At 64.2% G+C, this 13,418-nt stretch carries 6 protein-coding genes; 5 read left to right on the plus strand and 1 reads right to left on the minus strand.

Annotated features, from left to right (window positions below; genetic code table 11):
• Window positions 1-25: 25 nt before the first annotated feature.
• Window positions 26-1,987, minus strand: a complete 1,962-nt coding sequence (malQ, locus tag AB7532_RS28765) for a 4-alpha-glucanotransferase (protein WP_441238052.1) — start codon at window positions 1,985-1,987, stop codon at window positions 26-28.
• Window positions 1,988-2,191: 204 nt separating this feature from the next.
• Between malQ and AB7532_RS28770 the strand changes: the two genes are divergently transcribed.
• From AB7532_RS28770 to treZ, 5 genes are read left to right on the plus strand one after another with little or no spacing between them, the layout of a single operon-like run.
• Window positions 2,192-4,150, plus strand: coding sequence for a maltotransferase domain-containing protein (locus AB7532_RS28770; protein WP_441238053.1), 1,959 nt, complete (start codon window positions 2,192-2,194; stop codon window positions 4,148-4,150).
• Between the two features lie 12 nt (window positions 4,151-4,162).
• Window positions 4,163-7,453, plus strand: a complete 3,291-nt coding sequence (treS, locus tag AB7532_RS28775) for a maltose alpha-D-glucosyltransferase (RefSeq protein WP_441238054.1) — start codon at window positions 4,163-4,165, stop codon at window positions 7,451-7,453.
• A complete protein-coding gene (gene glgB / locus AB7532_RS28780) occupies window positions 7,446-9,584 on the plus strand; it encodes a 1,4-alpha-glucan branching protein GlgB (RefSeq protein ID WP_441238055.1) in 2,139 nt (712 codons plus the stop codon). Before treS ends, glgB begins: the two co-directional genes overlap by 8 nt.
• Window positions 9,585-9,587: 3 nt before the next feature.
• Window positions 9,588-11,666: a glycogen debranching protein GlgX gene (gene glgX / locus AB7532_RS28785; RefSeq protein ID WP_441238056.1), complete on the plus strand. Its 2,079-nt coding sequence runs from the start codon at window positions 9,588-9,590 to the stop codon at window positions 11,664-11,666.
• Complete coding sequence (gene treZ, locus AB7532_RS28790; RefSeq protein ID WP_441238057.1) at window positions 11,663-13,417, plus strand: malto-oligosyltrehalose trehalohydrolase; 1,755 nt, start codon at window positions 11,663-11,665, stop codon at window positions 13,415-13,417. Before glgX ends, treZ begins: the two co-directional genes overlap by 4 nt.
• Window position 13,418 lies beyond the last annotated feature (1 nt).

Consider the following 13,418-nt stretch of genomic DNA (forward strand, 5'->3'; position numbering starts at 1 on the left):
CCGAGCCTTGAAAATTCCCGGCGCGTCAACTCCCGCCGGTCAATGAACGTTCCCGCGTCGCGGCTCGCAAGGCCGTGAGATCGACCTTGGCGGCGATCTTGTCGAGCGTCACAGGCAGGCGCTGGCGCCAGTTCGGATGCTCGTCGATCGTGCCGGGGATGTTGGGCTGGTCGATCACGCCGAGCAGGTCTTCCATCGACACTGCCAGCAGCCGCGACGGCGTGCGCGACAGAAAGGCGAGCACCGAATACAGATCGTTGGCGGTGATGCCGTTCTGGCGCAGGATCTGGTCGAGCCCGCCGAGCGCATTCCAACGCTCCTGATCGGTTTCGCCAGGATCGAGCCCGAGCGAGAGCTTCATCCTGAGATCGCTGAAGGAGCGCCAGCCTGCATAGGTGCAGAGATCATGCGTGTTCAGCGTCACCAGTGCGTTCGGCCGGTAAAAGTCGCTGTTGCGGAAATGGCCGGCGTCGTCACGCTCGAACATCATGACGAGGTAGGACCAGATGCCGAAATCCTGCATGGTCTCGCGAAAGCCTTCCGGCACGGTGCCGAGATCCTCGCCGATGACGATGCATTTATGCGCCGCGCTCTCGCGCGCGATGGCGCCAAGCAGCGCCTCGAAAGGCATCTGCACATAGGCGCCGTTATCCGGCCTGAAGCCGCGCGGCACCAGATAAAGCCGCTTCAGCCCGAGGACGTGGTCGATCCGGATCGCGCCGGCATGACGCATCGACGCCGCCAGCATGTCGGCAAACGGCACGAAAGACTGCGCTTCGAGGCCGCCGGCGTTGAAGCCGGCGAGGCCCCAGTCCTGGCCGGCGGTGTTCAGCACGTCGGGCGGCGCGCCGACGGCGAGATGGCGCGAAATCGCCGTCTGCTCGTTCCAGGCATCGAAGCCGTTGGATTGCACGCCGACGGCGACGTCGAGATAAAGCCCGACCCGCATGCCGAGCTGGCCGGCCAGCTCCTTGGCCGCATGCAACTGGCTATCGGCCGTCCATTGCACGAACTCGACGAATTCGACCTCGCGCTTGTCGGGACCGTTACGAAGCTCGGCGCATTTCGCCTCGTCAGGCTGCTGCCATTCCTGTGGCCATTCCCACCACGGCGCCGTGAAGCGGTGGCGCAGCACCTCGAAGCAGGCAAAGCGGGATAGCAGCGGGGCGCGGTCGGCGCGGAAAGCGTCGAATTGATTGCGGCGGACGCCGCTCGCGCTTTTCACGAAGCTGTCGAAGGCCGCGCGCAGGCCCAGCCATTTCAACGCCGCCATGTCCGCATAGGGCACCCTGTCGCCGTCGCGCAGCCGCGCGGCGGTCGCAGCCGCGTCGGGGACGAGATCGGCGGAAAATTCCGGGATCGCCTCGACGTCGATATAGAGCGGATTGAGAAACAGCCGGCTGTTCGGCGAATAGGGGCTGCAATCGGCCGGATGGTTGTCGAACAACACATGCAGCGGATTGAGCCCGACACCGTCGGCGCCGAGTTGCTTGGCGAGCCGGACGAGGCCCGCCAGGTCCGTGAAATCGCCGATACCCCAATTGCGGTCGGAGCGGACGCTGTAGAGCTGCACGGCCAGCAGCCAGCCGCGATCGAAATCCCCGCCAAAGGCGCGCTCGGGTGCCACGATCATGGGCACATCTTCCGTCGCACCTTCGGCGTCAGTCAGTGTCAACCGGTGATAACCGAGCGGCAGCTCGGCCGGCCAGGCGATCACGGGCTCGCGCGTCTCGCCTTCCGCGATCAGCTTGCCGTTACCCGTGATTGTCCATTTCAGTGGCGGCGCGCCGATGGCTGCCAATTCGGTGCGCGCATGTCGCAGAGCGCGCACCACGACAGGCCCGCTGACGAAGCGGTAGACCCGCTTCTCCGGCAAGGCCTCGAGGATGGATGTGAGCGCCTCGGGCGCGGTGACCCGCAGCTTTCCAAGGGCATCGACGAATTCGGACTGAACGCCCTTGATCCGGGCTTGAGCTAAAAGATCCATTCGGCACGCGGTTTGCAGGCCATCGATTGGCCGGGGGCATCGATTTTAACGAGGTGGTGGAAGACGTTAGTCAGGCTTAACTCGCAAACTGCGCTGGCCGTTCCCTGGGGAACTAATGACACACAACCGGCTTTCTATATAGGTATCAAGCGTAGGTTCCCGGCAAGGGAAACGGGCTCCTGCTTTCTTGTCAATGGCATCACCGTGAACAAGACAATTCAAATTGTCGAGAGTGCCGCAGCCGGCAGCGCTTTCCTCATCGAGGACGTCTATCCCTTGATTGACGGCGGCCGCTTCGCCGTCAAAAGGATCGCGGGCGAACGTGTCGAAGTCTGGGCCGACATCGTCCGCGACGGCGATGCCGTGATCGGCGCTGCGCTGATCTGGCGACGAGAGCAGGACCGGGAATGGCGGAGCGAGCCGATGATCTCACACGGCAATGACCGCTGGTCCGGCGCATTCACGCCCGTTGAGCCAGGCCAATATGTTTATGCGATCGAGGCCTGGACCGACGAATTCGCCACCTGGTCCCACGGTGTCGCGCGAAAGCAGCGCAGCGGCGCCGATGTCAGCCTCGATGCGATCGAGGGCGCCGGCCTCCTGACCAAGGCGCATGGCGCGCGGCAGGACGCCGCTTCGGTCATCGTGAGGCAATGCGAGACCTATCTTCAGACCGGCGACGTCGCCTCGTTGCTGGCGGCCGATCTCGGCGAGGCCATGGCCGAGAGCCAGTCGCGCCCCGACCTCACCCGCTCGCAAAACTTCCCGCTGATCATCGACCGCGACAGAGCGCGCTTCGGCGCCTGGTATCAGATGATGCCGCGCAGCCAGAGCCAGGACCCAAGCCGAGGCGCCGGCCGGCACGGTACGCTCCGCGATTGCATCGCGCGCGTGCCCGATATCGCCGGGATGGGGTTTGACGTGCTCTACTTCACGCCGATCCACCCGATCGGCCGCACCCGCCGCAAGGGCCGCAACAACGCGCCGCTGGCTGCCGAAGGCGATCCCGGCTCGCCCTATGCGATCGGCAGTGCCGAGGGCGGACACGATGCGCTGCATCCCGAGCTCGGCACCATCGAGGATTTTCGCGCGCTGGTCGCGACCTGCCTGGAATACGGGCTCGAGCTCGCGCTCGATTTCGCCGTGCAGTGCTCGCCGGACCATCCCTGGCTGACGCAGCACCCGGAATGGTTCAAATGGCGGCCCGACCGCTCGGTGCGGACGGCGGACGGCCCCTATTCCGACATCGTCATCCCCGACTTCAACTCGGTCGACAGGACCGGGCTGTGGAATGCGTTCCGCGACGCCATGCTGTTCTGGATCGACCATGGCGTCACCATCTTCGCCATCGACAATCATGACACCGCGCCGCTGCCGTTCTGGGAGTGGCTGATCGCCGACATTCGCCGCCGGCATCCCGAGGTGATCCTGTTCTCCAAGACCTTTGCCAAGCCGAAGCTGATGAAGGGGCTCGCCAAGCTCGGCTTTGCGGAGTCTTTCACCTATTTCCCATGGCGCACGGCGAAGTGGGAGCTGGAGCAGTATTTTGGCGAGCTGACGCGCTATCCGGAGCGGGATTTCTACCGTCCGAACCTGTTCGTGAACACACCGGACCTGCTGCCCTATCATCTCCAGGGTGGCGAGACCTGGGCATTCAAGTCGCGCGTCGCGCTGGCGGCGACGCTGTCGGGCAGCTTCGGCATCTATGGCGGATTCGAGCTGCTCGAGCACGAGGCAGTGCCCGGCCGCGAAGAATATCAGGATTCCGAGAAGTATGAGATCAAGCAGCGCGACTGGGACAAGCCTGGCAACATCAAGCCCTACATCACCGCGCTCAACCGCATCCGCAACGATAATGACGCGCTTCAGCAGACGGCGCAGTTGCGCTTTCTCAATATCGAGGACGGCGAGACGATCGCCTTCGCCAAGGAGGCGGCCGATCCGGCCAACACCGTACTTGCCGTCATCGCACTCTCGCGCCATGTGCGCGAATTCTGGTTGCCGCTCGGCGACCTCACCATCGACGCCGGCGGCGAACGCCGCCACGTCACCGCACTCGAAAATCTCCTCACCGGCGAACAGTCCCGCATCGAATGGGGCGGGATCAAATTGCGTATCGATCCCGACCGCGATCCGGCGCTGCTGTTCCGCTGCCTGGCGTAAGAGGCGCACGCCATGAATGTATTGTCTTCCGTCGACACCAAGAAAGCCGAGGCTGCCGAGATCGTGGATGAGCTCTGGTACAAGGACGCGATCATCTACCAGCTTCACGTCAAGGCGTTTGCCGACAGCAACAATGACGGCATCGGCGATTTCGCCGGACTGACCGAGAAGCTGCCTTATCTCCAGGAGCTCGGCGTCACCGCGTTGTGGCTGCTGCCGTTCTATCCTTCGCCCGGTCGCGACGACGGCTACGACATCGGCGATTACGGCTCGGTCAATCCCGATTTCGGGACCATGAAGGATTTCAAGCGCTTCATCCAGGAAGCGCAGAAGCGCGGCCTGCGCGTCATCACCGAGCTCGTGGTCAATCACACCTCCGACCAGCACAATTGGTTCAAGCGCGCGCGCCGCAGCCCGGCGGGCTCGAGCGCCCGCAACTGGTACGTCTGGAGCGACACCGACCAGAAGTACCAGGGCACGCGGATCATCTTCACCGACACCGAAAAATCCAACTGGACATGGGATCCCGAGGCCGGCGCGTTCTACTGGCACCGCTTCTTCTCGCACCAGCCGGACCTCAATTTCGACAACCCGCGTGTAGTCAGCGCGCTGATCCAGGTGATGAAGCGCTGGCTGGATGCCGGCGTGGACGGCTTCCGCCTCGACGCCATTCCCTATCTCTGCGAACGCGACGGCACCAACAACGAGAACCTCCCCGAGACGCATGCCATCATCAAGCGGCTGCGCCAGGAGCTGGACTCCTATTCCAAGGGCAAGCTGCTGCTGGCCGAGGCCAATCAATGGCCGGAGGACGTGCAGGAATATTTCGGCCGCGGCGACGAATGCCACATGGCCTATCACTTCCCGCTGATGCCGCGCATCTACATGGCGATCGCGCAGGAGGACCGCTTCCCGATCACCGACATCTTGCGCCAGACGCCGGACATTCCGGCAAGTTGCCAATGGGCGCTGTTCCTGCGCAACCATGACGAGCTGACGCTGGAAATGGTGACGGACGTCGAGCGCGATTATCTGTGGTCGACCTACGCCAACGATCCCCGCGCGCGCATCAATGTCGGCATCCGCCGGCGCCTCGCGCCGCTGATGGACAATGACCGTCGCAAGATCGAGCTGATGAATTCGCTGCTGCTGTCATTCCCGGGCACGCCGATCATCTATTACGGCGACGAGATCGGGATGGGCGACAACATCTATCTCGGCGACCGCAACGGTGTGCGTACGCCGATGCAGTGGAGTCCGGACCGCAATGGCGGCTTCTCGCGCGCCGATCCGGCCCGCCTCTATGCGCCGCCGATCATGGACCCCGTCTATGGCTATGAATCGGTGAACGTCGAGGCGCAGTCGCGCAGCCTGTCGTCGCAGCTCAACGCCACCAAGCGGCTGATCTCGGTACGAAAGTCGACACTGGCTTTCGGCCGCGGTACCATGACCTTTATCCGCCCGACCAATCGCGCGGTGCTCGCCTATGTCCGGCAATACCGCGACGAGGTGATCCTGTGCGTCGCCAATCTCTCGCGCGCCGCCCAGGCGACCGAACTCGACCTGTCGCCATGGAAGGACCGCATCCCGCAGGAAATGCTCGGCCGCAGCCGCTTCCCCGCGATCGGCGAGCTGCCGTACATGATCACGCTCGGGCCCTACGGGTTTTACTGGTTCCAGCTCCAGGAGCGTGACAAGTCCGAGCCGGTGACGCCAAGCGCGGTGCCGGAATTCGAAACGCTGGTAGTGCCGGTGAATTCGAACTGGGTGTCGCTGGCGCGCGAACGTGGCATGTTCGAGCGCGACGTGCTGCCGGGGTTCCTGTCGCGAACACGCTGGTACCCCGAGCACAATCCCAAGCACATCAAGGCCACGCTGACCTCGGCGGTGCCGTTCAGCGACATCGGCGACAACAGGCCCTGGATCGCGTTCTTCGAGACGACCCAGGACGACGTGACGACGCGCTACGTGATGCCCATGCAGATCGAGTGGGTGCGGTTCGACCGCGAGCGCTTCAACCCGAAGGCGCTGGCCGCCGTGCGCCAGGGCGCGCGCGAAGGCACGCTGCTCGACGTCGCAACCGACCAGATCTTCATCGGCCTGTTCCTGCGCGGCCTGTCACAGAACCTGGTGGTCGAGGAGAACAATCTGCGGCTGGAATTCAAGGCGACCAGCCGGTTTTCCGACTACACCATCAAGGAGCCAGAGCGCATCCGCACGATCGAGCAGTCGAACAGCACCGCGCTGGTCGACAACCAGTATGTCGCTAAAATCTATCGCCAGCTCGAAAGCGGCATCAATACCGAGATCGAGATCGGCTCCTACCTCACCGAAACCGCCCGCTTCCCGAACACGCCGGCGTTGCTCGGCAGCGTCGAGCTGGTCGAGGACCCTGGCCGCAGCACGCTCGGCGTTCTGCACGCCTATGTCGAGAACCAGGGCGACGGCTGGGCCGTCACCAATGGCTATCTCGACCGCTATATCGACGAGCAGCGGCTGGCGCCGGTGGACGAAGCACGCCGCGAGACCCAGGAGCAGGCACCCTATCTGCACTTCATGGCGCAGATCGGCCGGCGTCTCGCCGAGCTGCATGTGGCGCTGGCCGCCGCAAAGCCCGACAATCTCGCACCGGAGCCGATCGGCTCGGCCGACGTCAAGCGCTGGGCATCCGATCTCAAGGCGCGGGCCGAACGGGTCTTCGAACGGCTGGCCGACGTCCGCGACGGCCTGCGCGAGGGCGATCGTCCTCTGGTCGACCGACTGGCCGCGGTACGCGCGACCCTGTCCGACCGTCTGAATGCACTCTTGCCATCGGACATCGGCGGGTTGAACATCCGTCATCATGGGGACTTCCGCCTCGGGCAAACTCTGATCGTGAAGGACGACATCTTCATCATCGATTTCGACGGCCATTCGCGCCTGACGCCGGCTGACAAGCGGCGCAGGCTTCCGGCCGCGCGCGACGTCGCCGGCCTGATCCGCTCGATTGACCTTTCGGTGAACGCCGCGCTGAACCGCGCACTCACCGGCGCATCGGACGAGCAGGACCGGCTCGCGACCGCGCTCGGCGAGTGGCGCGAACGTGCCACCGCGACATTCCTCAACGCCTACCGCGAAGCCATGACCGATCGCCGGCTGTGGCCGGAAGGCCGGCAACACGCGGACGGCCTGTTAAGGTTTTTCCTGCTTGATCAAGCCTTCGACGAAGTAGAGTACGAGCTGTCAAACCGGCCTGAGGGGCTTCATGCGCCGCTGACCGGACTGCTTCGCATTCTGTCCAACGAAAGCGAAGCCCATGTCTAAACTGCCAGCCGAGGCCTATGCGATCATCGAGGGGCGCCATTCCGACCCCTTCCATTATCTCGGGCTGCATCCCGAGGGCGGCAAGAGCGTGGTTCGTGCCTTTCTCCCCGAGGCCTCCAATGTCGAGGCGGTCGGCGAGCATGGCGAGATCGCGAAGCTCGACCGCGTCCATGCCTCAGGCCTGTTCATCGGCGCCCTGCCCAACGGCTCCAAGCACTACCAGCTCCGCGCCAAGTTCGGCGACAGCGTCGTCGAATTCGAGGACGCCTATCGCTTCCCGCCGATCCTGACCGATTTCGATCTCTATCTGCTCGGCGAAGGCACCCACCAGCGTCTCTATGACAAGCTCGGCGCGCATCCGATGCGACTGGAAGGCATCGACGGCATCGGCTTCGTGGTGCTGGCGCCGAATGCGCGGCGCGTCTCCGTGGTCGGCGATTTCAATTTCTGGGACGCGCGGCGCCATCCCATGCGGGTGCGGGGCGCCGGCTATTGGGAATTGTTCATCCCGCATGCCAAGGGTGGCGATCACTACAAGTTCGACATCATCGGGCCGCACGGCCATCAGTTGCCGCTGAAATCCGATCCGATGGCGTTTGCGAGCGAGGTGCGGCCGAAGACGGCGTCGATCGTGTTCGACGAGGCGCATCTGGCGCGCCCGCGGCCGGCGCCCGACGGCATCAACGCGCTGTCGGCGCCGATGTCGATCTACGAAGTCCATCTCGGCTCGTGGCGGCGCAAGAACGGCGACGAATGGCTGACCTATCGTGAACTGGCCGAGCAATTGCCGGCCTATGCCCGCGACATGGGTTTTACCCATCTTGAATTCCTGCCCGTAAGCGAGCATCCGTTCGACGGCTCCTGGGGCTATCAGCCGACCGGCCTCTATGCGCCGACCAGCCGCTTCGGCACGCCGGAGGATTTTGCCGCGCTGGTCGATGCCTGCCATCGCGAAGGCGTCGGCGTGCTGCTCGACTGGGTGCCTGGCCACTTCCCCGACGATCCGCACGGGCTCGGCCAGTTCGACGGCACCGCTGTCTACGAACATGCCAATCCGCTCCAGGGCCGCCACCTCGACTGGGGCACGCTGATCTACAATTACGGCCGCACCGAAGTGACGAACTTCCTGGTGTCGAACGCGCTGTTCTGGCTCGAGCGCTATGCGATCGACGGCCTTCGCGTCGATGCCGTGGCCTCCATGCTCTATCTCGACTACAGCCGCCCGCCCGGCGCCTGGATTCCGAACCAGTATGGCGGCCGCGAGAACATCGAGGCGGTCGCGTTCCTGCGCCGCTTCAACACCGAACTGTTCGCGCGCTTCCCGCAGGCGACCACAGCTGCCGAGGAATCCACCGCGTGGCCGCAGGTCTCGCGCCCGGTCGAATTCGGCGGGCTGGGCTTCGGCTACAAGTGGAACATGGGCTGGATGCACGACACGCTGAACTACATCAGCAAGGATCCCATCCACCGCAAGCATCATCACGGCGACATCCTGTTCGGCCTGCATTACGCCTTCTCGGAGAACTTCATCCTGCCGCTATCGCATGACGAGGTCGTGCACGGCAAACGCTCGATCCTGGGACGCATGCCCGGCGACGAGTGGCAGCGCTTCGCGAATTTGCGCGCTTACTACAGCTTCATGTTCGGCCATCCCGGCAAGAAGCTTTTGTTCATGGGCGCGGAGATCGCGCAGAGCCGCGAATGGAATCACGACCAGTCGCTCGACTGGCACCTGCTCGAATACAAATACCATTCGGGCGTCCAGGCGGTGATCCGCGACCTCAACCGGCTCTATCGCGCGGTGCCGGCGCTGCACCAGATGGACTGCGACCCGGCCGGATTCGAGTGGCTGATCACGGACGACGCCAACCGCAACGTGTTCGCCTGGCTGCGCAAAGGCATCGACGAGCACGCGCGATGCCTCGTGATCGTCAACTTCTCGCCCAACGTCTATCGCAACTACCGCGTTCGCGTGCCCTTTGCGGGCAAGTGGAAAGAGGTGTTCAATTCGGACTCCGCCCATTATGGCGGCACCAATGTCGGGAACATCGGCGAGGTGCAGGCTGTTGACGGTGAGCTCCGCCTCACCATTCCGCCCCTGGGCGCAATCTTCCTCGTTCCGGAAAGCTGACCGATGCGCCTGACTGCTGGATCGCCCGCACGCCTCGGCGCAAGCTGGGACGGACGCGGCACCAATTTCGCGTTGTTTTCCGCCAACGGGCAAAAGGTCGAGCTCTGCCTGTTCGACGCTCAAGGGCGCCGCGAACTCGAACGCATCGAGCTGCCTGAACGCACCGAGGACGTCTGGCACGGCTATCTCAACGACGTTTCGCCGGGCCAACTCTACGGCTACCGCGTGCACGGCCCCTACGAGCCCGAGCACGGCCACCGCTTCAACGCCAACAAGCTGCTGCTCGACCCCTATGCCAAGCGGCTCTCGGGGCGGCTGGTCTGGAGCGATGCGCATTTCGCCTATCGCACCGGAAGCGCACGCGAGGATCTGTCGTTCGACCGGCGCGACAATGCCCGCGGCATGCCCAAGGCCGTCGTCGTCGACGAGACCTTCAACTGGGGCCGCCGCGAGATCCGCCCCAACATTCCCTGGGAAGACACCATCATCTACGAGGCCCACATCAAGGGCCTGACGCAGAAGCGCGATGACGTGCCGCCGAACCTGCGCGGCACCTATGGCGGCCTGTCGTCGCCGGCGATGATCGAGCATTTGAAAAAGCTCGGTGTCACCACGGTCGAGCTCCTGCCGATCCACAGCTTCGTCGACGACCGCATTCTGGTCGAGAAGAAGCTCGCCAATTACTGGGGTTACAACACGCTGTCCTTTTTCGCGCCCGAGCAGCGCTACGCCCAGGACAATGCGCTCGATTCCTTCCGCACCACGGTGGCGCGCCTGCACGATGCCGGCATCGAGGTGATGCTCGACGTCGTCTATAACCACACCGCCGAGGGCAATCATCTCGGCCCGACGCTGTGCTACCGCGGCATCGACAATGCGTCCTACTACTGGCTGAACCGCGAGAACCCGCGCTATTACGACGATTTCACCGGCTGCGGCTCCTCGGTCAACCTCACCCATCCGCGCGTGCTCCAGATGGTGATGGACAGCCTGCGCTACTGGGTCGAGGTCTGCCATGTCGACGGATTCCGCTTTGATCTCGCCACCACGCTGGCGCGCGGACCGAACGGTTATGATCGCGGCATCTCGTTCCTCACCGCCATCCGGCAGGATCCGGTGCTCGCAACCGTCAAGCTCGTCGCCGAGCCCTGGGATCTCGGCCTCGGCGGCTATCAGGTCGGCGCCTTTCCCTCGCAATGGTCGGAGTGGAACGACCGCTATCGCAGCGCCATGCGCCGCTACTGGAGCGGCGAAGGCAGCCTGATCGGCGACATCTCCAGCCGCATGACGGCGTCCTCCGACCTGTTCAACCACGACGGACGGCGACCGCGCGCCAGCATCAACCACATCACCGTGCATGACGGCTTCACGCTCGCCGACCTGTTCAGCTACAACGAGAAGCACAACGAAGCCAACGGCGAGGACAATCGCGACGGCTCCAGCGACAATCACAGCAACAATTGCGGTGTCGAAGGCCCGACCGACGATCCGCAAATCCTCACGCTGCGGCGGCAGCTTCGCAAGAACGTGCTGGCCTGCCTGATGCTGGCGCAGGGCGTTCCGCTGATGCTGGCCGGCGACGAGGTCGGCAATTCGCAATCCGGCAACAACAACGCCTATTGCCAGGACAACGAGGTCGGCTGGGTCGGCTGGGACAATCTCGGCAAGGACGGCGACGACATGATCGATTTCGTCGCCGATCTCGCCGACATCCGACGCCGCTTTTCGCAGCTTCGCAGCCATCGCTGGCTCGACGGCCGTCCCAAGGACGGCATCTCCTACGGCGCGCTATGGCTGACGCCCGCGGGCGACGAGATGACAGAGAGCGACTGGACATTCCCGGACGGGCGGTTCCTCTCCTATGTGATGGGGCCGATGGAACCGGGGAGCGCCGCGATCTTTATCGTATTGAACGCCGCCCCCGAAGAGATCGCATTCAAATTGCCAAAGATGCCCGAATACAAGAGCTGGCAGCAGATCCTCAACACGACGGATGCCAAGCTGAACAGCATTGATTTCCTGCCCGGAAGCGACAGCAAGGCGCCGCCGCGCTCGGTGCTCGCCTTCGCGGGGGCGCTATGAGGCCGTCTTTCGGGGCGAGGCCGACGAAGGACGGCGTGTCGTTCCGGCTGTGGGCTCCAGGCGCGCGCCGTGTCGATCTCTTGCTCGACAGGCGACACGCGATGCAGCGCCGGCAGGATGGCTGGTATGTCGCCGAGATCGCCTCTCTCCCCGTCGGCAGCCATTACAAATTCAGGATCGATGACGAAATCGACGTGCCCGATCCGGCATCCGCCTTCCAGCCCGACGATGTCTCGGGCCCCAGCGAGGTGATCAATCACGACGCCTTCGCATGGCGCGCGAAAGATTGGCGCGGCCGTCCCTGGGGAGAGACGGTGCTGATCGAGACCCATGTCGGCACCTTCACGCGGGAAGGCACCTACCGCGCCATGATCGACAAGCTCGATCATCTCGTCGCAACCGGCATCACCGCGTTGGAACTGATGCCGCTGGCGGACTTCGCCGGCCGCCGCGGCTGGGGCTATGACGGCGTGCTGTGGTACGCGCCCGACAGCGCCTATGGCAGGCCCGAAGAGCTGAAGACGCTGATCGACGAAGCGCATCTGCGCGGACTGATGGTTTTCCTCGACGTCGTCTACAATCATTTCGGCCCGGAAGGGAATTATCTCGGCCGCTATGCGCCGCCCTTCTTTACCGACGCGCACACGCCGTGGGGCAGTGCGATCGACTATCGCGTACCGCAGGTTCGCGCCTTCGCCGTCGAGAACGCGCTGTCCTGGCTCACCGACTATCGCTTCGACGGGCTACGGCTCGACGCGGCCAACCACATCATGGCGATCCCCGGTGAGCAGTCGATGTTGCAGGATCTCAGCGCGGCCACCGGCGAGCTTGCCAAGGCGACGGAGCGCCACATCCATCTCGTACTGGAGAACGGCGACAATCGCGCCAGCCTGCTCGATGCCGCGCAGAATCCGCCGAACGGCAAATATCGGGCGCAGTGGAACGACGACTATCACCACGTCTGGCACGTGATGCTGACCGGCGAGCTCGACGGCTATTATGCGGACTACCAGACCCCGCGCATGGACCTGGCGCGCGCGCTCGCCTCGGGCTTCGTCTATCAGGGCGAGATGTCGGAATTCTGGGGCAAGAAGCCGCGCGGCGAAGCCAGCGGCGAGCTGCCGCCGGCGACCTTCGTCAACTTCCTGCAAAACCACGACCAGATCGGCAACCGCCCATTGGGCGATCGGCTGGAGAGCCTGGCATCGCCGCAGCAGATGGAAGCCGCGCTCGCGGTGACGTTGCTCGCACCGATGGTGCCGATGCTGTTTCAGGGCGAGGAGTGGGGCTCGACAATGCCCTTCCCGTTTTTCTGCGACTTCCAGGGCGGCCTTGCCGACGCCGTGCGCAAGGGGCGCAAGCAGGAATATGCCTGGGCCTATGAGAAATACGGCGACGAGGTGCCCGATCCGCTCGATGCCACGACAATGCAATCGGCCGTGCTCGACTGGACCGGCCATACGCCGCAGCAGGACGCCCGGCTTGCGCTGGTGCGGGAGCTGCTCGCGCTCCGCGGTCAAGAGATTGCGCCACGCCTGAACGGAGCGAGCTTCGGCGATGCCGCGGCGGCCGATAGCGGCCTGCTGACCGCGCATTGGCGCATGGGCGACGGTACGACGCTGAGCCTGACCGCCAACTTGTCCGACAAGGACATCACGTATTCCGGCAACGCTCCCGGCGCGCCGATCTGGGGCGGCATGACCGGCGACCGGCTCTCGCCCTGGTCGGTGATCTGGCATCTCGGAGGTTAAT

The organism is Bradyrhizobium sp. 930_D9_N1_4, assembly GCF_052076015.1.
Taxonomy (GTDB): Bacteria; Pseudomonadota; Alphaproteobacteria; order Rhizobiales; family Xanthobacteraceae; genus Bradyrhizobium.